The following is an 18,377-nucleotide window of genomic DNA, read 5'->3' on the forward strand; positions in this document are numbered from 1 at the left end:
ATCACGGCTTTGATGACACTATATTGAGACGAAAATGCAGCGATAAACGCTGCACTGTCCAATAAGTCTTTCTACCCTAAATACAGAAGTTGAAATACTTATTTACTTGTCATGAAATCGATTGCTGCTGCAATCTCATCATCCGAGCAGTTCATACAAGTACCGCGAGGAGGCATTGCATTGAAGCCATTGATCGCATGATCTAGTAATACATCTTTACCTTTCGCTAGGCGCGGTGCCCAATCGTCGGCTGTTTTTGGTGCACCTAATGCGCCGGTGCCGTGACAAGCGAAACATGCCGCTTGATAAACCTGCTCACCTGAACGAGGTCCTGATGGCTCGGCTTCTGCTGCACTTTCAGCACCAGCTAAATATACTGAGCCGATAGGCTGAAGACGTTTCTTAATCGCTTCTTCAGTTAAAGAATTGTCGTATGGTTGCGCAACTGCGGCTGTTGATAGCAATAAAAGTGCTGCTGAAAGTTTTTTCATTTACCTTGCTCACTTCGTTTGAACGTGTTCAATCACGATAATGGATGACGGAATTATTGGGATTATAACGTCACCTGTTCATTTATAAAACGTAAACTTGAGTATAAATGGTTAAAACCATTAATTTATTGCGTTAGGGCAAGCTTTTCTGCCTAAATTTGCAATCGTTCAAGGCCGAAATGCGAATTGCTCGGCCTTGACGTTTTTCTTTACTAATACGAATGGATGGGGGAAGCGATCGCTTCTATGCCATTTCGATGAGTTTAATAACCGCCTTTTCGATGCCTGTCGCGGCTTCAAGGATGGATGATGCTAGCATATATGCCGGTGTACTGATCACTTTTTCATTGTCATCAACGACGATCTCGGTCACTTCACAATCCACATGCTTTGCACCAAGCGTATTAATTGCCGCTGCGGTATTAACATCATTACCTATGGTTGCGAGTGTACCCGGTGTATGGATATGGGCGATGAGTGCTGGCGCAATACATAAATAAGCAATAGGCTTTTGCTGGTGATTGAACTCACGGCATACGCGCTTTACGCTTTCAAGGATCGTAGAGTCTGCGCCTTTAAAAGCAAAATCGGAAAGGTTCTTTGCGACACCAAAACCTCCAGGTAATACCAATGCATCGAATTCGTCAGCACTTAATGTTTCCAAATCTGCAATTTCTCCGCGTGCAATGCGGGCGGCTTCAATAAGAACATTACGACGTTCATCTTGTTCTTCACCGGTGATGTGATTGATCACATGGAATTGATCAATATTAGGTGCAAAGCACTGATAGCTTGCCCCTGCTTTTTCAAGATTGAGTAGTGTTAATACTGACTCGTGGATCTCGGCACCGTCGAATACTCCACAGCCACTTAAAATTACCGCTACTTTTTTCATTCATTTCTCCCTTCAATGTCACATCATGCGCGCTATATGCATAAAAAGAATTATGCACGAATTAAAAAATTATAAAGGATCTTCTATGATCTTTGATCAATTGTGTTAGTATACTCCTCCGCTTGAGAAAATCAGGCTATTTTTTACTCACCCAGTTTGTTAAGCGTGACTAAAAAAATTCTTTATCCACAAAGCGGTAAAGATAATAACAATAAAAAAGGCACAAAAAGCGCAAGTAAATCAAAGTTTTAATTTACACTCTGACTTTTAAAACAAAGTTTCGGAGCGATTTTTCGTGTTTGTCTACAAAGTTATCCACAGGTGCAGCACGATTTATCTAAATGATGAGATAACGCGAAACTCGTTTTATCTTGTGCCTTGTGGCATCCTTACATTCTACTCCACAAAAGACTAATTTAGGATCCAATATTTATGTCTCAGATCCCTCAAAATCCGTTGATCTTGGTTGATGGTTCTTCCTATTTATTTCGTGCTTATCATGCGCCACCACATTTAACAAATTCAAAAGGTGAAGCAACTGGTGCGATCTACGGTGTGATCAATATGCTTAAGAGTTTGCTTAAGCAATATCAACCAAGTCATATGGTAGTAGTCTTTGACGCTAAAGGGCCAACTTTCCGCAACGAAATGTATAGCGAGTATAAAGCACATCGCCCGCCTATGCCGGATGATCTGAGAACGCAAATTGAGCCGATCCACGAAATAATTAAAGCAATGGGCCTACCACTGGTAAGTATAAGTGGTGTTGAGGCTGATGACGTGATCGGTACATTCTCTAAAATAGCGTCAGAGCAAAGTCGCCATGTGCTAATCAGCACTGGTGATAAGGATATGGCGCAATTGGTCAACGAACATGTCACGTTGATCAACACAATGACGAATACGATCTTAGACCCTGAAGGGGTAGTGGATAAATTTGGTATTGGTCCTGACTTGATCATCGACTATCTCGCGTTAATGGGAGATAAGGTCGATAATATTCCGGGCGTACCTGGCGTTGGTGAAAAAACGGCATTGGCGATGCTTCAGGGGTTAGGCTCTATTGATTCGCTCTACGAAAACTTAGACAAAATTGCTGATTTAGGTTTTCGTGGCTCAAAAACCATGGCGAAAAAACTAGAGGAACACCAAGAGCAGCTAAAACTGTCGTATGAATTAGCCACTATTAAGCTGGATTGTGAAGTAGAGCAAGACTTAGAGCAATTTAAGATAGCTGAGATGGACAAAGATCGCTTAATCGAGCTATATGGTCAGTGTGAATTTAAGCGTTGGTTAGCTGAATTGTTGGATGGTCAGTCACAAGCTGATATCGTTGATGTAGAGGCTGAAGGGTCGGCGCCTGCAGCGGCGCAGGTCGGCACCCAATACGAGACTATTTTGACAAAAGCACAGCTTGATGACTGGGTAACTAAGTTAAAAGCAGCCCAACTCATCGCTTTTGATACTGAAACCACCAGTGTTAACTATATGCAGGCGGATCTAGTTGGAATGAGCTTTGCGGTTGCACCGGGCGAAGCGGCTTACTTACCAATCAATCACGATTATGTGGGAGCGCCCGAGCAGCTTTCTCAAGATATGGTGTTTGAGATCATGGCACCACTGCTTGCAGATCCTCAGATCAAAAAAGTGGGTCAAAATTTAAAATATGATCAAAGTGTACTTGCTCGTGCTGGGCTTGAACTGCAGGGGATCGCTTTTGATACCATGTTGGAGTCTTACGTATTTAACAGTGTTGGAACTCGTCACGATATGGACTCCTTGGCGCTAAAATATTTAGGCCATAAAACCATTAGCTTTGAAGACATCGCTGGTAAAGGTAAGAACCAACTGACCTTTAACCAAATTGAGCTAGAAAAGGCGGCACCTTATGCCGCGGAAGACGCTGATATTACGCTGAGGTTACATCAACACCTTTGGCCGCTAATTGAAAAAGAAAATCGCCTTAAGCAAGTATTTACAGAAATTGAATTACCGCTGCTGAGTGTACTTTCTCGCATTGAACGTACTGGTGTGCACATCGATGGTGATATGCTCGCGAAGCAAAGTATTGAGATTGAAAAACGCTTAGGTGAGCTTGAACAACAGGCCTTTGAAATTGCAGGTGAGGAGTTCAACCTGAGTTCAACAAAGCAATTGCAAGCGATATTGTTCGACAAACTTGAGCTGCCAGTGATTAAGAAAACGCCAAAAGGCGCGCCTTCAACGGCTGAAGAAGTGCTACAAGAGTTGGCGCATGATTATCCACTGCCAAAACTTATTATTGAGCATCGTGGCTTAGCTAAGCTGAAATCAACCTATACCGATAAACTACCAAAATTGGTTAATGCGGATACTGGTCGTGTGCACACCTCTTATCATCAAGCCGTTACCGCAACGGGCCGTCTAAGCTCAAGCGATCCTAACTTGCAAAATATTCCAATCCGTAATGAAGCCGGACGTCGTATTCGTCAGGCATTTGTTGCCGACAATAATAAACAAATCGTTGCGGCGGATTACAGCCAAATCGAGCTTAGGATCATGGCACATTTGTCACAAGACAAAGGGTTGTTGAGTGCCTTTGCTGAAGGTAAAGATGTACACAGTGCAACAGCGTCTGAAGTGTTTTCCGTGCCGCTTGAGGAAGTGACTTCTGATATGCGCCGAAAAGCCAAAGCGGTTAACTTTGGTCTGATCTATGGCATGAGTGCGTTTGGTCTGTCACGTCAGTTAGATATTCCAAGAAATGAAGCGCAACATTATATGGATATGTACTTTGAACGCTTCCCTGGTGTATTAGAGTATATGGAGCGTACGCGTGAAGAGGCTGCTGATAAAGGGTATGTAGAAACCTTATTCGGTCGCCGCTTGTATCTACCGGATATCAATGCGCGTAATGGCGCTCGCAGAAAAGCAGCAGAGCGTGCAGCCATCAATGCACCGATGCAGGGCACTGCGGCGGACATCATCAAAAAAGCGATGATTAAAGTGGATGAATGGCTACAAAGCTGTGATAGCAATGATATCCAGTTGCTCATGCAAGTGCACGATGAATTAGTGTTTGAAGTACACAGCGATAAAGTTGCTGAATACAGTGAAAAGATCTGCGAGTTGATGAGCGCAGCGGCAACACTTGATGTACCGTTATTAGTTGAAGCCGACAGTGGTGACAACTGGGAACAAGCGCACTAGTCAATATTATACCAATTAGTCTTAATACTTGCTCAATTTGAAGGAGTAAATCTGACGCTAACTGCGTTAAAAATTTCTTATTTAGAACAACTAAATAGCAAAATTTTTGCCTTGTTATCGACAAGATTTTCTCGCCTCAAAATAGATCACTTAATTAAGATAATTGGTATTAAAACCTACCCGAGTTGCACTAGTCGATTAGACTAGTGCAACTTCATTCATCTTTGTTTGCAAGTATACACTAGCAGCATAGCGTCTTAATTTTGTAGCTCCTGTTAATCTCCAGTAACAAAAAACAAATTAACGTTGAAAGTTTATCAAATTGGCTCAAGTTTTGCTTTTTGGTGTTTATTTCTGGACGTCTATTTGTTATTGTTCGCGCCGTCCTCATCCTGTAGGACATCCTGTTGATGATGTATCTCTCGAAAGAGGATACAGTGTATTGATAGCTTCTCCCCAGATTGCTATAGCGGCTCGTAATTTTTACGGGCCGTCTTTTTCTTCTCTTGAACAAATCAATTTCTAGCCTTAGCTCAAGAATAATATCTAGTCTTAGCCATCAGTTTTAGATTAAAGGTTTATTTAATTTGCACTGCGTTTTACACTGAGCGCTCAAATGCAATTCACTCTCATTTCATAAGGAAGTCGTCATGCTAAAGTACCTTCTTTTAGGTAGTGCACTTATTTCTTCTCAGGCGTTCGCAGCTTGGCAATTTAATCAACAACAAAGCGATGTTAGTTTTGTGTCTGTGAAACAGACTAGCGTTGCAGAAGTACATCATTTTAAAACGATAGATGGTACATTATCTGCTAAAGGTGAGCTTGAGGTTAATATTGATCTGGCAAGCGTTGAAACGATGATCCCGATCCGTAATGAACGCATGCAAAAGATGCTGTTCAATGTAGCGCAACACCCAAAGGCTAAAGTTAACGCTGATGTTTCTGAAGTGCTTGCTAAACTTAAAGCTGGTACACAAAAAATCAATGATGTGACAGCAACATTGACACTGCATGGTCAGATCCAAAAGATCAGCCTAGACTTACTGATAACGAAAAGTGCTAATGGCTTGGTGGTTACACCGGTACATGCATTTATTCTAGATTCTAAGCAGTTTGGGTTAGATAAAGGGATTGAAGCGCTACGAGAAATTGCGGGTCTGAAGACTATCGCGACTAGCGTGCCTGTTAGCTTCAACTTGGTTTTTGATGAACAAAATTGATGCGTTAATCAAACAGTATGTTACGACTCATGCGCCGACCGAAAATTGGTCGGCGCCGTCGTGTGGTTTTTCTGACATCAAAATTGCGGCGGACGGTCGTTGGTTTCATCAAGGGCGTGAAATTAAACGGCAATCGCTAGTTGCCTTGTTTGCTAGTGTTTTAACCTTTGATGGTCAGCAGTATTGGTTAAAAACACCAGCAGAAAGTTGTGAGATAGAGGTGCTTGCTCATCCTTTTATTATCGAGCAATGGCGTTATTGTGATGATGCATCGGCTTTGGAGTTATCACCTTGTATTATCGCGATAGATAATTTAGGCCGTGAATGGCCCATTTGTGATGTGTTTCCACTAGCCCTTGAGCATGTTAATGGGGGAGATATTCCATTTCTCACACTCAATTATGGTTTAACCGCTAGAATTTCACGAAATGTCTATTATCAGTGGGCTGAATTGCTCGAGGAAGATGAAAAAGGCTTTTATCTGATGTCGGCAAAGACGCGCTTTTATCTTAGCTAAGCGCGCCCTACGGTTTGATTATTCGCTCGCTTCTTCTTGAGCTTCTTTAACAAACGGACCTAAGTACCAATCATCCAGTTTCCACGCTAATTCGTTCAACCCGATGCCTTTCAAAGAAGAAAATGCGTGAACGGTGATATCACCGTCTATTTCAGATAGCGCACGACGTACTTGAAGTACTTCTGCTTTGCGCTTACCTTGTTTTAGCTTATCGGCTTTAGTCAACAACGCCAATACCGGTATATTGCTGCCAGTCGCCCAGTTGATGAGATCCATATCGAGGTCTTTAAGAGGGTGACGAATATCCATTAATACCACAATTCCTTTAAGACATTTGCGGCGTTGTAAATATTCACCTAATGCTTTTTGCCATTTCTTTTTCATCTCTAATGGGACTTTTGCAAAGCCATAGCCAGGTAAATCAATCAAACGCTGATCTTCACCTAGAGAAAAAGTATTAATAAGCTGAGTCCGGCCAGGTGTTTTACTGGTGCGTGCCAGCTTTTGGTCTGTAAGCGTATTGAGTGCGCTCGACTTACCAGCGTTAGAGCGACCCGCAAAAGCAACTTCAATTCCAGTGTCTGGTGGCAGTTTACTGATATCTGGTGCACTTGTGATAAATTGTGCCTGATTGTATTTAACGCGAGATTTTAGCACGCTGACTCCTAACTGATTAAACTTTCGCGGATGGAATTGCGTATTTTATAACAGTATGACGGAAACCAAAAGCATTGTGAGGTTTGTTCTAAATGCCGCTTTTGTTGCTAATTGGCCGAAGCGTCGTGCCAATATTAATTAATCTAGGTCAAGTCCCTATAAATTATAAGCTTAATATGGGCAGAAAACGTGCCAGAGAAAGTAATATCGTGTAGAATGTAGAAATTGCAATGTCAATCTAAAGTGTATACCTATCAGTAGTCACTACTGAGCAAGGCGTATTTAGATGGATCGGTGCTGTTTGGCGTTATATTTGCTAAGTTTGCATGTATGATTCATCTGATTAACATAACAACCTAATTAGTACTGATTGGTATTATTTGCCCGAGCAATAAAGAGAGCGACTTTGTTCGCGAGGGTACAAATTACAGGGTCGGAAACAGAGAATTTACCATGAAAAAAATAGCATTAACTTTAACAATGTTGCTTGGTACGTTGTCAGCAAGCAACGCATCGGCATTCGATGGTGACGCGGAAGCAGGTAAAGCAAAGTCTGCAACGTGTGCAGCATGTCACGGTCCAGATGGCAATGCCCCTGTGACTATGTATCCTAAAATCGCAGGTCAGCATGCAGATTATATCTATAAGCAGCTACAAGAGTTCAAGCTAGGTATGACGTCTGGTGGTAATGAAGGGCGTATGGATCCTGTGATGAGTGGTATGGCAATGCCGCTGTCAGATCAAGATATGAAAGATTTAGCCGCATACTTCTCTTCTTTATCTATGTCTTCTGGTTCAACGCCGGAAGATGTTGTAGCTGTAGGTCAGAAGCTATATAAAGCTGGTGATGCTGAGCGTGGTATTCCAGCTTGCGCTGCGTGTCACGGTCCTCGTGGTAACGGTACTTCTTTAGCTAAGTTCCCTAAAGTGTCATTCCAGCACCCTGAGTACATCAAATCACAGCTTGAGAAGTTCCGTGATGGCACTCGTAACAACGACATGAATGGTATGATGCGTGATATCGCGCAGAAGCTTACAGACAAAGACATCGAAGTATTATCTAAGTACTTAGGTGGTCTACACTAAAGTCGTATAGTGAGTTTACCTCTCTCAGTGTAAACTCTTACTATTGAAAAAAGGGCAGCATAGGCTGCCTTTTTTTGTTGTTGAGGTTGTGAGATATATCTCACTTTTAATGTAAGATATTTACTTGTGCAACATGTGAGTTTTAGCTTATTTTTAAGCTCTTGTTCAGTGTAAGTTTATGTAATTCATCTTTTTTCTGTTTAATTAAAAAAATTAAGGTAAGAAATTTGTTATTAAACAGTTGTAACTCAAGCTCAGGAGCGTAGATTATTCGTTGTCGCCAAGCAATACAAAAAAAGGGACAATTCGATACGGAAGCGTAGGTGGCAAAGTTGTGTATCTAGTTGGATACGAAGGACTATCAAGAAAGCGTCAGGAAGACCGAGAATAAGAAAATCACGGAAGTCTCATAATAAAAACAATATGGAAAGTGTCACGGAAGTCTAAAATAAAAACAATACGGACGACAATAAAATAAAAAGAATAATAATAAGACTTAAAAGTCGAAGGGAGAAGTGTCCAGTTGTGACGCTCAGATTAGTAGGCGGTAGAGAGTGATCTCTGCCGCCTTTTTATTTGGTTGCCTCTATTATACCTGATACAATAGCCGCCTTATTAAGCAATCACTGTTGACCATTGCAAGATTCAACTCTATTCAGTTGTGGCCTGTGCCAAGGTAATCAGCTTGAAACCTACCATCAAGACAAGTATCGACTGTACTGGCAATGTCAAACCTGCCAGTTGGTGATGGTTGATCCCAAGTCGAGATTAACACCAGTTCAAGAAAAGGCCATTTATGATAGCCATGAAAACGATCTGGCCGATGAAGGCTATCGTCGCTTTCTAGCACGAGTGGCGGATCCACTGTTGGCGCGTTTGGCGATGCCAAGCCAAGGTTTAGACTTTGGCTGTGGGCCAGGCCCGCTGCTTGCGAAAATGCTTGAAGAAGCTGGGCATCAGGTGGCTTTGTTTGACCTGTACTATGCTAATGATGCCAGTGTACTGACTCGTCAGTATGACTTTATCGTCAGTACAGAAGTGGTGGAACATTTAGCAGAACCTGCAAAAGTATTAACGCAATTGTTAGCCTGCTTAAAAGTGGGAAAGCCACTGGCATTGATGACCAAGCTCGTCATTGATAAAGCACGCTTTGCGAATTGGCACTATAAAAATGACCTAACGCATATTTCATTTTTTAGCCAAGAAAGCTTTGCGTATTTTGCCGCGCAGCAGGATTGTGAATTAGAATTTATTGGGAATGATGTCATCATTCTCACCAAGCGTAGTTAACGCGAGAATTTTGGATAACCAATTATGACCAGAAAGAAAAAGACACGTAAAGTTGCAGCCAATGGAACACCAAGGCTGAGTAAAGAAAAGCTCCAAGCGTTACGTGCGCTTAAAGAGCAGCGTAGCAAAAAAACCAAGGGTAAAAAGCCGGGTTCTAGAAATGCACCAGAGATCCTAGTGAAAGAGCAATCAAACACGACGACCAATAAAGATCCGCGTGTTGGTAGTAAAAAGCCCATTTCTTTGGTTGCAGAGCCACAATCGGCTGAGTCGAATACACAGCCTGAGATGAAGCGCCATCTACAGCCACAAGTTAAGTTAACTACAGCGGTAGAGACGTTAACTCCAGAGCAAGAGCTTGAGCAGTTAGAAAATGACGAACGCTTGATGGCGCTACTTGAACGTCATGAACGCGGTGAACTGCTAACAGGTAAAGATGCGAAATACTTCAATCGCGGCATTGCACGTCATCAGGAACTATGTGAGATCTTAGGAATTGATGATGAGTTTGAAGAAGGCGATATGCTAGATGATGATCCAATGGATCAGTTTATGAGTAATGATCTAGCAAATGAATGGTTAGACGACGACTTTGAGGAAGATGATAAGTAATGAATACTGCATGGATCATCGCAATCATTATTGGTGCCCTGATTATTGCTGGACTGGCGTTTTACGCGGGTAAATTACTATGGCAGCTGAAGGTACAAAAAGAGCAGATTGCCAAACATCGCGAGCAAAAGGCTGCTGAGCTTGAAAAGTCACGACAGCAGCGCAATGGAAAAATTGCGGATAGCGTTAACTTGATCGCGCGTGCGATGAAGGAAAAACAATGTGAATATTCTGAAGGGTGTTTACGAGTTTGGGTACTCATCTCGCAATATAGCTTTGACGAGGAAGTTGACTTACAACAGAGTTATCCTGGTGTTTACCAGATGTATGATGAAGTCAAAGAAATGCCAACTCATGACGCGCGTAAAAAGTATTCTAAAAAAGAAATTTTCAAAATGGATAGCCAGCGTTGGCGTGCTGAAGAGCGCCTAGAAGCGGAGATCTTACAGGACTGTGAAAAGCTGATAGTGCGCTTTAAAGCGGCTGCTGGCAGTGAAAATGTCGTGTTTCAGTAAGTTTCCTTTTGAAAATGGGTAAGTGAATCCTTATCCAAACTTCAGATTAAACGCCCCAAGTGGGCGTTTTTAATTATAAATAAGAAACTTTTAACGCAGCTAGCGTCAGATTTATTCCTTCAAACTGAGCAAGAGTTAAGACTAATTGCTATAAGTATTAAGTCAAACAGGTATGATTTTACTCTGCAATGTATTCACACTCGGTCAGCACTAAGGCGTCTTTGCATTGGTAATATACTTCCACTTGTTGTCCTTCGCCTAAATCCTTGTGTAGCGTTTCCACCAAAGTGAAAATAAGTTTCTTGTCATCAAACTGAGTCAGCTTGACGGCATCAAAGCCAAAGAATTTTTGCACCGTGCTATAAAGTGCCTTAAATATGCTTTCTTTGGCCGAGAAAATAACAGTCAATGGGCAGTGCACTTGCTCGCCGAACAGCGCAAAAATTTCAGCTTCTTCAGAATGTAGAATTTGTCGTTGTAGTTCGACTTCTTGCTTCGGTTTCATATCTCTTTCGATATCAATGCCTAAGCCTTTCACTGCGATATCATCCGTAGCAATCGCAGCCGCGATCCCTCGAGTATGCGTAATACTGGCAACAATATTAGCAGGCCAGATAGGCGCCCGATCGGAGCCGTTAAGCAGCGTAAAGTCACCTTGTCCAAATTGCGCTAGGCAAGTCTTGGCACATATTCGTCCCGCTAAAAACTCAGCTCGCCTTTTCGCTACCGCTTTATCAAGTGAAGCGGGCAGGAGTATATTTTGTTGTTCAAAGGAAAGCGCGTCAAAGCTGTCAGGATCAAACTGAATGCAATGAAAATGGTGTGAGAGATAGGGGGTAAATAGGTGACTCTGAGTGCTTTGCAAAGCTGACTCCCGTTATTCGTATCCATTATTACAAGGCTGATATTGCGCCTCTAATTCGCTTTGGACGCTTAGTGTGCATGAGCTAAGCGTCCATAGCAAGATATGAACGAGAGATTAAAAGTTATTTTAACTTACTTGCAACTGACACCAGTTGCAGAGCGAGGCTTGATACTTTCTCAGCAAGTTCTGGGTCTTTAATTTTACCTTGGTCATCAAATACATTAAATGCGCTAGGCACAGCCAATTGGTCTGCGAGTACTAAACTGCCAATGCCAGATAACACATCGCGGACATGGTTTAGACCGCGTAATCCACCTAAGCCGCCTGGTGAGGCCGCATAGAGTGCCACTACTTTGTTTCTAAATGCTGGCACTGCACCTTGTTCTGTTCTAGAGGCCCAGTCTATTGCGTTCTTGAGCACCGCAGTGAAAGAACCATTGTATTCTGGGCTTGCTAATAGAATACCATCGGCATCGCGCAGCTTGTCTTTTAAAAGTTGAGCACCTTTTGGTGTGCCTTGGGCTTCAAGATCTTCATCGAACATTGGAATATCTAAATCTTGTAACTTGATCACTTCTACTTCTGCGCCACTTTCTAGTGCAAAGTTTGCCGCGGCTTGGATGAGTAATTGGTTGTAGCTGTCTTTTCTTAAACTGCCTGCTAGTGCGATAATTTTTGCTGTAGTCATCTTGCTGATACCTTATTTTGTTTCGTTAAAGTGATAGTAGCAAAATTTTACTTGCACAAAACCGAAATAAACGCAAAGCTTGTGTGCATATATGCACAGAGGTGGTTATGGATAAATTCACAGATTGGCAGGATCTTAAGGTCGCTTATACGGTTGCCAAGCTTGGCACCTTATCAGCGGCGGCTGAACATTTAGAGATCCACCACAGTACGGTACTGAGGCGAATAAATAGCTTAGAAGAAGCATTGGGAACGCGGTTATTTCACCGTCATGCCCGAGGTTATCAGGTAACACAGGCTGGAGAAAAGCTACTTGCGACGGCGAGTCAAATAGACGAGCGCTTGATGGAGTTGAGTACTTCTATTGTTGCTTCGGACAGCCAGCTTAGAGGCAAGCTTTTGGTGACAACGGTCAGTGGTTTTATGGATATGCTGTCGGAGCCTTGTCTGACTTTTCAGCAATTACACCCACAGGTCCAACTTGAAGTCATTCTCGACCAAAAGCGTTTACGTTTAGATCATGGACAGGCGCATGTTGCGGTGAGGGCAGGACCAAAGCCCGATGAGCCCGACTACATAGTGCAGCATCTAAATACTTTAGAAGCAGGCTTGTATGCGTCTTCAAGCTATATCAAGCGTATGGGGATCCCTAAAACACTAGAAGCGTTACAGGCGCATTACTTTGTCTCTGGTGTGGCCGGATTTAATGCAAGAGTGCCATATTTCGCTTGGGTAGATGAACATATCCCTGAGACACAAGTGACGCTTAGGGTATCTGAAACGTCAGATGCGTCGCGTGCCATTGTTAATGGCTTAGGTATTGGTGGGCTACAGCACGATGTAGCAAAACGTTACCCAGATTTACAGCCGGTGTTGCGTGATGAGTTAAAATGGCTAAGCCAAGTTTGGCTAGTTACCCATGTACTGGTTCATCGAACGGCCAAAGTACAGGCATTATGTGACGTGTTAAAGCGCCATTTTGCTAACCTGAACTGAGGTTAAGAGAATTACGGCTGGCGTTATTTTTCCAGCTTTTTGCAGCTAACTTTACTGAGCACGACATAAGTATCCTTTTTCGGATAGTAGAGCACACACTGGGTGTCACGAAGCTGCAAGATGAAACTCTCATAAGCGAGATTATGGGCGCCTAAAATTGGACTGCCATTACCATCTAGGCTTTGGCCATGCTCAAGCAGTAGTGTTGGACTACGTTGAAAAACGGTGCTTGCGAGAGTCGGTGGTACGCCGCCTTTGAGTTTTACTATAGCTTGCTTGAGTTGTGATAACACTTCGGGCGAAGATGTCGAGAGTACAGCTTCATTAACCGAAGTTGCAGCAGGCGCGCTATTGCACGCCTGCATCAATAAAGCCAAAGCGGTGATTTTCACCGCTTTTAGCAGCGCCATTATTGCGGCTCCTTAGGCTTCATTAAAATTGCATTTTCCCGCAGTGGATAGACTGGGATCGTAACCGCATGCTCCTTATTTTGATACTGTGGCTGAGCATTAGGCGCAAATTGCGCTACATCTGGGCAACGACCGGTATCTATATGCGTCAGTGCTGCGGCGAAAAGATCTTCTTCTTGACTGCCTAGCGATGCTGAGAAGTCATCTGCGACAATACAACCTGGCACTTGTGCGCTCAGACCAATTTCACCGCTGCTTGACGCTCCTGAAGGGGTAAAGCCATCAGCATAAGCATCAAAGCCCTTGGCATTTTCTGAACCAAACTGAATGGTATAGTAAACCGTGCCGCAGTTTTGCGCGGGCACAAAGCCATAGGGCTTACCTCGAGTGGTACCACCGATCAAAAAGACTTCAACATCAATGCCGCGCAGGCCATTAATTACATTTTCACTGGCAGAGGCCGTGCCTCGTGTCGAGAGGATATAAACTCTAGGTAAGGTTACGGTGGGCAAAGTGGTGGATGTAAACTTGTTTTCAGCCCAGTTAATAGCTCTAGACTCAAATTCTGTTCGTTCTTCTTCAGCAGTACGCTTGTCATTTAAGGTGCTATAAGTGAAGGTTTTATTTAGGCTGCTGTTGCCTGCAACCATATAGCCTAGTTGTGCTGCCATAATGACGCGACCACCGCCGTTGTAACGCATGTCGAGTACTAAATCGTCTATTTGTTGTGTTTTAAATAGAGTAAAGGCTTCAACCAACCCTTCTTGGGCTGTTGGGATAAATTGATTGAACTGCACATAACCAACCTGCTTGCCGCCATAACTAATGACTTTAGCGTTTTGCACCGGTGAGGTTTCAATATCGACTGAAGTCAGGGTAACCGATTTTTCGTTGCCTGATTTATCTTCAAATACAAAGTTATGTGGCTCGCTTTGCTCTGGTGATAGGCCAGCATTTAGCGCAGCGGTATTATCACTTGAAATAAAGTCGACGCCATCTATCGAGAGGATCTTATCTCCACGTACGATCCCTGCATTCGCGGCTGGTGAATTAGGCTCTACTGCGGCGACAGTAAAATTACGTGGTGGTGATGTGGATATGGCCGCCCAACGAATGCCATAACCGGTTGCAACACCCGATTGCGCTTCTTTTTGGAAGCTTTCATAAGATTCGTAGAAATGAAATTGATCTTTGGCATTACCCGACGCCGTTGTTTGGTTTGTTTTTAATTGCTCGAAGTAATCAATAACGGTATCGAATTGTGTTGGGTCGTTATCTAGTACTTCGTCGTACCAAAGGTAGGTTTCGTTGGTAAAAGAGCGGAGCCACATTTTTTCATGCATCGCCGTACCACCCTTATCAGGATAAGGTTGGTTGTTGTTATATTTGTCTGTACCCGTTCTTGGGGAGGCACAATAGTTAATAAACTGACTTGACGCAGGAAATTGATTAAACGTCCAAGTTGGCGGCTCGGTTTGTCCCGTGTTATTACCTGGATTATCGGTGCCTAATGAATCGCTGCCACCGCCACCACAAGCGGCTAATAACAAGCTCATTGCTGTTGATGCGAAAACTAGAGTAATACGTTGCATCGTATTCACGTTCCTGTTTTAGTTGTATGACTAAAAACTAGCACTGCTTGGGTTATCTCGCAATCACTGTTTCTGCCAAGCCGTGAATAATTTCCGCTGTTGTGGGGAGATTTTTAGCCCGTAGGTTTTTTCCATATAAAAATACGCCTCAGCGATGCGTTTTCTTGCATATTCTGGAGGTTCAATTCGGCGTAATTTAAAATCTATCTTGACTGGACACGCACCATAATTTGCTTCAGTACTAGGTAACATACCAAAACGGAAATTAGATCGATCCCCATTGATTTCGCCAATCGCTGGAGCAAGATTGTGAATATCAGCTTCCATCCTCCTAAATTGCTCACTGACTTTACGGCAGTGCTTTCTTCCGCCATCTTGCCAGCACTGCAACTGATGTCCAAATTCCCACGCAGGCACGATATGCTCCCACTCAATGCGCTGAGCACGGGCGTTTTCTTTGCCATTGCGAGTGTAAGGTAACCTCGGGGTATAACCACAACTTGCGGGATCCGGTACCAGCTTTTTGCCTTGCTTTTTGATATTACAATTACAATAAAGCGTGCGGGTATTGTCGGTAACTTGTTGTGATAAATGTTTCTTTGCTTTTGAGAAAGACGTGAATTCTTGAGCGTTGGCTGTTAATACAAATAAGCTAAGCGCTAAGATATAGCAATATCGTGACATAACCTCTCACCAAATGGTGGAATACAGGGAATGTCACTATATCAAAAAAATCATCAATACTAACAAGCGTATACGGTAAACCCCTTTATTTATTAAGAGCAGGGCGACGTTTTCGCCAAGGTGGAGATTGCAATAATAACAATATCCCTGTTAGACAAAAGAGCACACTCGTAGCGGCGAAGGAAATGAGCAAGGGGTTATTAAAATCCTCACGTTCGTCGTAATCCATAATGTGTAACATCCAAAAAAAATCAAAGATGCGCCACAACGTACTACGAACCGTCACAACTTCACCGCTGGCTGCACTTAGATACAGCGTAGTGGAGAGGGTATCGTTATACTCGACTCGCCAAACATCCTCCTTGTAACCTGCTTCTCTGGGAGCTGTGGCAAGTCGTTCAATATGACTCACATCCGCTGCAATTAATAGGTGTTGATTGGCCTGTTGTATTATTTTCTGTTGATTTGGTGTGGTAAAAGGTGCGCCTGTTATCCCGTTGAAAATGAGCTTTTCATCTTGGTTGAGTTTGATGATGGGAGTATCGAGAAAATGGCCGAACTGGATTTGACGTACTTGCACTGTGTTTTGTACTAACTGATTGAGATCAGCTTGGTACGCAGCATTGGGAAAGGGGTTGTCTAAGCTTCTATGCGCTAAGTGTTTACCATGGATCTTTTCCAATGGGAGCGCGCTCATGACCAGCCCGCCTAATAGCCAAGCAAAGATCTGTAAAAACAGTAAATAGCCAAGGTATTTGTGGAGTTTACGTGCGGGTTTTAGCAGTTTTTTAATCATCACAATATGTTATTCTAGTTGTTCGTGAGTATGATAACTATAACGCACGGTGCGTAGAATGTGACAAATTGTCGCATTGTCCAATAAGTAATGTCCTTATCACTCTGATAAATAAGTCATTACTAGATTTAGCTTTACAAGGTAGCTTTTAATACATGTCTGAAATTCAATTTTTAAATGTCGATTTGGAACTGGAGTCAAAGCAGGATATCAGTGCGCTAGTTTCGGATTTAAAGAAAAATGCTATCGTGCTGCATTACGATCAAGATGACTATCGTCAATTGGCTCGCATCGAAGCAAATACCAATGAATTAACCCCTGACAAAGCGATTAATCAACTGTGTGAGTTAATTGAGTCTTGCTCTAAAGCGGCACTTAAGCAATGGCTAGGTTGTACCAAGCGAACTTTTGATATTGGCTTTAACTCAGGCAAGTCACCCAAGTGCTTTTCGCAAGCACTACAGGCAGATACGTTGCTTAGGATCTCTGCAATAGGTGCCGGTATAGAAATTACTATCTATCCAGTAGAAGAATAAAAACTCTAAAAGCTAGATTAAATTGTTTTATATGTTAACCATGTTAATGTGTTGATAATTTATTTTTGTTGTTTTATCTTGTTTATTCCATAACACGGATTATTTCTAGGAACGCAAGATGAAACAACATGTAACCCTTTCTACCCTAATGATAGCCATGCTCGGCGGAATGTCTTTCGCAAGTTTTGCGGCAGACAAGGCTAACCTTAATACCTACAGTTCACTTAAGCAGCTTGATAAATTTAACGCTGCACCAGTTCAAGTTGCTGATATAAAGAAGCAAATTGCGAAAAAATTAGCGCTATCACTTAATCACGTAGGTCCCCAAGTTCAAACTCAACTTAGCAAGTATCAGGATGCCGTTTCACTGGAGCAGCTACAAGTTCAGGGGGCGACTAAGCAGCTCATGACAGAAGCGAACCTGTATACTCGTTCATTAAAAGGTCTGACTGACTATAGCTCTAATCTGTATCAGCTGCGTATTGCTTCTAGCGAAATGCTAACAAAGTGGCAACAAGGTGAAGCGCCATTAATTGCTTTTGCGCCTAAAGGTGATGATAAGCACTGGCAATATGTAGAGGCCTTTGATGAGCATGGCCAATTGCATTTACTTGACGCACATACAATGCCAGAGCGACCTGTGCTAATCGTTGAACTTGATAGTGACAAGGTAAAACAAGAAGGCATTCAGGTAATGAAGCAAGTGTTTGCCAAGCAAGGCTTAGCAATGCCAGCAACAGCTGTGCAGAGCAACGATGATGCTGAGCCGATTTCAACCAGTGTATTGAAGAAAATCAGACTAAATGACGATGAAGAGCCTTGGGTATCTGGGGCTGCGGAAGTTTACGGCATTGTAACAGGCGTCAACCCATCCCGAGATGAGCCCGTTCTAGATATTGTGGACATGCCATATTTGGACCACGATGGTACGGACTATACGCCTAATCAAATTATCATTCATTGGGAGCGATATCGTTGGCAAGCGGCAGATCTATTGCTGATGGAGCAAGACGACAATACTAACTATCAAGACTTAGCAACAACACTTTTGGATATTGTGACGCAAGTGATGCGCGCTATTCCTGATCCTAATGTTCAAGGTTATGCGATTATCCCGCAACTGACGAATCAATTGATCAAAGCGATGCCAAGCCATTGGTTTACTAACGATGATGACTACGTTGATGTGTTTTACACCTTGTTTGAAGGACAAACTTACAACGGGCATATGGGTGCAAGTGGTAATGCGAAAGTGACGATTGAGCCACTTACAATTAACCCTCGCTAAATATTAGCCAAAATGATGTTATTGAAAAAGGCCAGTTACTGGCCTTTTTTA

The 18,377-nt window shown here is 42.8% G+C and carries 19 protein-coding genes; 10 read left to right on the forward strand and 9 right to left on the reverse strand.

The window, feature by feature from the left end; genetic code table 11:
- Nucleotides 1–98: 98 nt before the first annotated feature.
- Nucleotides 99–491 carry a c-type cytochrome gene (locus A587_RS0121135; RefSeq protein ID WP_010376308.1) on the reverse strand — a complete coding sequence of 131 codons (393 nt, stop codon included), beginning with the start codon at nucleotides 489–491 and terminating at the stop codon, nucleotides 99–101.
- A gap of 244 nt (nucleotides 492–735) precedes the next feature.
- Nucleotides 736–1,386: an isoprenoid biosynthesis glyoxalase ElbB gene (gene elbB / locus A587_RS0121140; protein ID WP_017219186.1), complete on the reverse strand. Its 651-nt coding sequence runs from the start codon at nucleotides 1,384–1,386 to the stop codon at nucleotides 736–738.
- 432 nt (nucleotides 1,387–1,818) lie between these two features.
- Here elbB and polA point away from each other — a divergent pair, with 432 nt between their 5' ends.
- The 3 genes from polA to A587_RS0121155 all read left to right on the forward strand — a co-directional run bounded on the left by polA (nucleotide 1,819) and on the right by A587_RS0121155 (nucleotide 6,312).
- Nucleotides 1,819–4,575 (forward strand): DNA polymerase I, encoded by a 2,757-nt coding sequence (gene polA / locus A587_RS0121145; protein WP_017219187.1) that lies wholly within the window; start codon nucleotides 1,819–1,821, stop codon nucleotides 4,573–4,575.
- A 650-nt stretch (nucleotides 4,576–5,225) separates the two neighbouring features.
- Nucleotides 5,226–5,795 (forward strand): YceI family protein, encoded by a 570-nt coding sequence (locus A587_RS0121150; RefSeq protein WP_010376305.1) that lies wholly within the window; start codon nucleotides 5,226–5,228, stop codon nucleotides 5,793–5,795.
- The gene (locus A587_RS0121155; protein ID WP_017219188.1) at nucleotides 5,782–6,312 is read left to right on the forward strand and encodes a DUF1285 domain-containing protein; all 531 of its coding nucleotides are present in this window, start codon (nucleotides 5,782–5,784) and stop codon (nucleotides 6,310–6,312) included. Before A587_RS0121150 ends, A587_RS0121155 begins: the two co-directional genes overlap by 14 nt.
- A gap of 18 nt (nucleotides 6,313–6,330) precedes the next feature.
- Here the strand turns inward: A587_RS0121155 and yihA are convergent, their stop codons facing one another.
- A complete protein-coding gene (gene yihA, locus A587_RS0121160; protein WP_017219189.1) occupies nucleotides 6,331–6,969 on the reverse strand; it encodes a ribosome biogenesis GTP-binding protein YihA/YsxC in 639 nt (212 codons plus the stop codon).
- A 453-nt stretch (nucleotides 6,970–7,422) separates the two neighbouring features.
- On the opposite strand from yihA, the gene A587_RS0121165 reads away from it, so the two are divergent.
- The 4 genes from A587_RS0121165 to A587_RS0121180 all read left to right on the forward strand — a co-directional run bounded on the left by A587_RS0121165 (nucleotide 7,423) and on the right by A587_RS0121180 (nucleotide 10,472).
- Entirely contained in the window at nucleotides 7,423–8,055 is a 633-nt protein-coding gene (locus tag A587_RS0121165; protein ID WP_017219190.1) for a c-type cytochrome, read from the forward strand.
- 636 nt (nucleotides 8,056–8,691) lie between these two features.
- A complete protein-coding gene (locus A587_RS0121170) occupies nucleotides 8,692–9,345 on the forward strand; it encodes a class I SAM-dependent methyltransferase (RefSeq protein ID WP_017219191.1) in 654 nt (217 codons plus the stop codon).
- Nucleotides 9,346–9,369: 24 nt separating this feature from the next.
- Nucleotides 9,370–9,957 carry a Der GTPase-activating protein YihI gene (yihI, locus tag A587_RS0121175; RefSeq protein ID WP_017219192.1) on the forward strand — a complete coding sequence of 196 codons (588 nt, stop codon included), beginning with the start codon at nucleotides 9,370–9,372 and terminating at the stop codon, nucleotides 9,955–9,957.
- Entirely contained in the window at nucleotides 9,957–10,472 is a 516-nt protein-coding gene (locus A587_RS0121180; protein ID WP_017219193.1) for a DUF2489 domain-containing protein, read from the forward strand. The genes yihI and A587_RS0121180 overlap by 1 nt, the downstream gene beginning before the upstream one ends.
- Before the next feature lie 178 nt (nucleotides 10,473–10,650).
- On the opposite strand, the gene A587_RS0121185 is transcribed toward A587_RS0121180, so the two are convergent.
- Together A587_RS0121185 and A587_RS0121190 are read right to left on the reverse strand one after the other, a co-directional pair.
- Nucleotides 10,651–11,337, reverse strand: coding sequence for a 4'-phosphopantetheinyl transferase family protein (locus A587_RS0121185; protein WP_017219194.1), 687 nt, complete (start codon nucleotides 11,335–11,337; stop codon nucleotides 10,651–10,653).
- Nucleotides 11,338–11,458: 121 nt separating this feature from the next.
- Nucleotides 11,459–12,025, reverse strand: a complete 567-nt coding sequence (locus A587_RS0121190; RefSeq protein ID WP_010607787.1) for an NADPH-dependent FMN reductase — start codon at nucleotides 12,023–12,025, stop codon at nucleotides 11,459–11,461.
- 107 nt (nucleotides 12,026–12,132) lie between these two features.
- On the opposite strand from A587_RS0121190, the gene A587_RS0121195 reads away from it, so the two are divergent.
- On the forward strand, nucleotides 12,133–13,020 hold the full coding sequence (locus A587_RS0121195; RefSeq protein WP_010376285.1) for a LysR family transcriptional regulator: 888 nt from the start codon (nucleotides 12,133–12,135) through the stop codon (nucleotides 13,018–13,020).
- A gap of 23 nt (nucleotides 13,021–13,043) precedes the next feature.
- Here the strand turns inward: A587_RS0121195 and A587_RS0121200 are convergent, their stop codons facing one another.
- The 4 genes from A587_RS0121200 to A587_RS0121215 form a co-directional block, all read right to left on the reverse strand.
- Nucleotides 13,044–13,430, reverse strand: a complete 387-nt coding sequence (locus A587_RS0121200; protein WP_017219195.1) for a hypothetical protein — start codon at nucleotides 13,428–13,430, stop codon at nucleotides 13,044–13,046.
- The gene (locus tag A587_RS0121205) at nucleotides 13,430–15,022 is read right to left on the reverse strand and encodes a S41 family peptidase (RefSeq protein WP_017219196.1); all 1,593 of its coding nucleotides are present in this window, start codon (nucleotides 15,020–15,022) and stop codon (nucleotides 13,430–13,432) included. Before A587_RS0121205 ends, A587_RS0121200 begins: the two co-directional genes overlap by 1 nt.
- A 63-nt stretch (nucleotides 15,023–15,085) precedes the next feature.
- Entirely contained in the window at nucleotides 15,086–15,706 is a 621-nt protein-coding gene (locus A587_RS0121210) for an endonuclease (protein ID WP_010376279.1), read from the reverse strand.
- An 85-nt stretch (nucleotides 15,707–15,791) separates the two neighbouring features.
- A complete protein-coding gene (locus A587_RS0121215) occupies nucleotides 15,792–16,502 on the reverse strand; it encodes a hypothetical protein (RefSeq protein WP_017219197.1) in 711 nt (236 codons plus the stop codon).
- A gap of 155 nt (nucleotides 16,503–16,657) precedes the next feature.
- Here A587_RS0121215 and A587_RS0121220 point away from each other — a divergent pair, with 155 nt between their 5' ends.
- Together A587_RS0121220 and A587_RS0121225 are read left to right on the forward strand one after the other, a co-directional pair.
- Nucleotides 16,658–17,038: a hypothetical protein gene (locus tag A587_RS0121220; RefSeq protein WP_010376275.1), complete on the forward strand. Its 381-nt coding sequence runs from the start codon at nucleotides 16,658–16,660 to the stop codon at nucleotides 17,036–17,038.
- Between the two features lie 118 nt (nucleotides 17,039–17,156).
- Nucleotides 17,157–18,326: a DUF3103 family protein gene (locus A587_RS0121225; protein WP_017219198.1), complete on the forward strand. Its 1,170-nt coding sequence runs from the start codon at nucleotides 17,157–17,159 to the stop codon at nucleotides 18,324–18,326.
- The last annotated feature ends 51 nt before the right edge of the window (nucleotides 18,327–18,377 follow it).

The sequence above is a fragment of the Pseudoalteromonas sp. NJ631 genome (genome assembly GCF_000276645.1).
GTDB classification, from domain to species: domain Bacteria; phylum Pseudomonadota; class Gammaproteobacteria; order Enterobacterales; family Alteromonadaceae; genus Pseudoalteromonas; species Pseudoalteromonas piscicida.

What these genes read in the sequence shown, in the direction of transcription:
- A587_RS0121135 (WP_010376308.1), bottom strand. Translation starts at nt 491, where the DNA reads ATGAAAAAACTTTCAGCAGCACTTTTATTGCTATCAACAGCCGCAGTT.
- elbB (WP_017219186.1), bottom strand. Translation starts at nt 1,386, where the DNA reads ATGAAAAAAGTAGCGGTAATTTTAAGTGGCTGTGGAGTATTCGACGGT.
- polA (WP_017219187.1), top strand. Translation starts at nt 1,819, where the DNA reads ATGTCTCAGATCCCTCAAAATCCGTTGATCTTGGTTGATGGTTCTTCC.
- A587_RS0121150 (WP_010376305.1), top strand. Translation starts at nt 5,226, where the DNA reads ATGCTAAAGTACCTTCTTTTAGGTAGTGCACTTATTTCTTCTCAGGCG.
- A587_RS0121155 (WP_017219188.1), top strand. Translation starts at nt 5,782, where the DNA reads ATGAACAAAATTGATGCGTTAATCAAACAGTATGTTACGACTCATGCG.
- A587_RS0121165 (WP_017219190.1), top strand. Translation starts at nt 7,423, where the DNA reads ATGAAAAAAATAGCATTAACTTTAACAATGTTGCTTGGTACGTTGTCA.
- yihI (WP_017219192.1), top strand. Translation starts at nt 9,370, where the DNA reads ATGACCAGAAAGAAAAAGACACGTAAAGTTGCAGCCAATGGAACACCA.
- A587_RS0121180 (WP_017219193.1), top strand. Translation starts at nt 9,957, where the DNA reads ATGAATACTGCATGGATCATCGCAATCATTATTGGTGCCCTGATTATT.
- A587_RS0121190 (WP_010607787.1), bottom strand. Translation starts at nt 12,025, where the DNA reads ATGACTACAGCAAAAATTATCGCACTAGCAGGCAGTTTAAGAAAAGAC.
- A587_RS0121195 (WP_010376285.1), top strand. Translation starts at nt 12,133, where the DNA reads ATGGATAAATTCACAGATTGGCAGGATCTTAAGGTCGCTTATACGGTT.
- A587_RS0121200 (WP_017219195.1), bottom strand. Translation starts at nt 13,430, where the DNA reads ATGGCGCTGCTAAAAGCGGTGAAAATCACCGCTTTGGCTTTATTGATG.
- A587_RS0121205 (WP_017219196.1), bottom strand. Translation starts at nt 15,022, where the DNA reads ATGCAACGTATTACTCTAGTTTTCGCATCAACAGCAATGAGCTTGTTA.
- A587_RS0121210 (WP_010376279.1), bottom strand. Translation starts at nt 15,706, where the DNA reads ATGTCACGATATTGCTATATCTTAGCGCTTAGCTTATTTGTATTAACA.
- A587_RS0121215 (WP_017219197.1), bottom strand. Translation starts at nt 16,502, where the DNA reads ATGATTAAAAAACTGCTAAAACCCGCACGTAAACTCCACAAATACCTT.
- A587_RS0121220 (WP_010376275.1), top strand. Translation starts at nt 16,658, where the DNA reads ATGTCTGAAATTCAATTTTTAAATGTCGATTTGGAACTGGAGTCAAAG.
- A587_RS0121225 (WP_017219198.1), top strand. Translation starts at nt 17,157, where the DNA reads ATGAAACAACATGTAACCCTTTCTACCCTAATGATAGCCATGCTCGGC.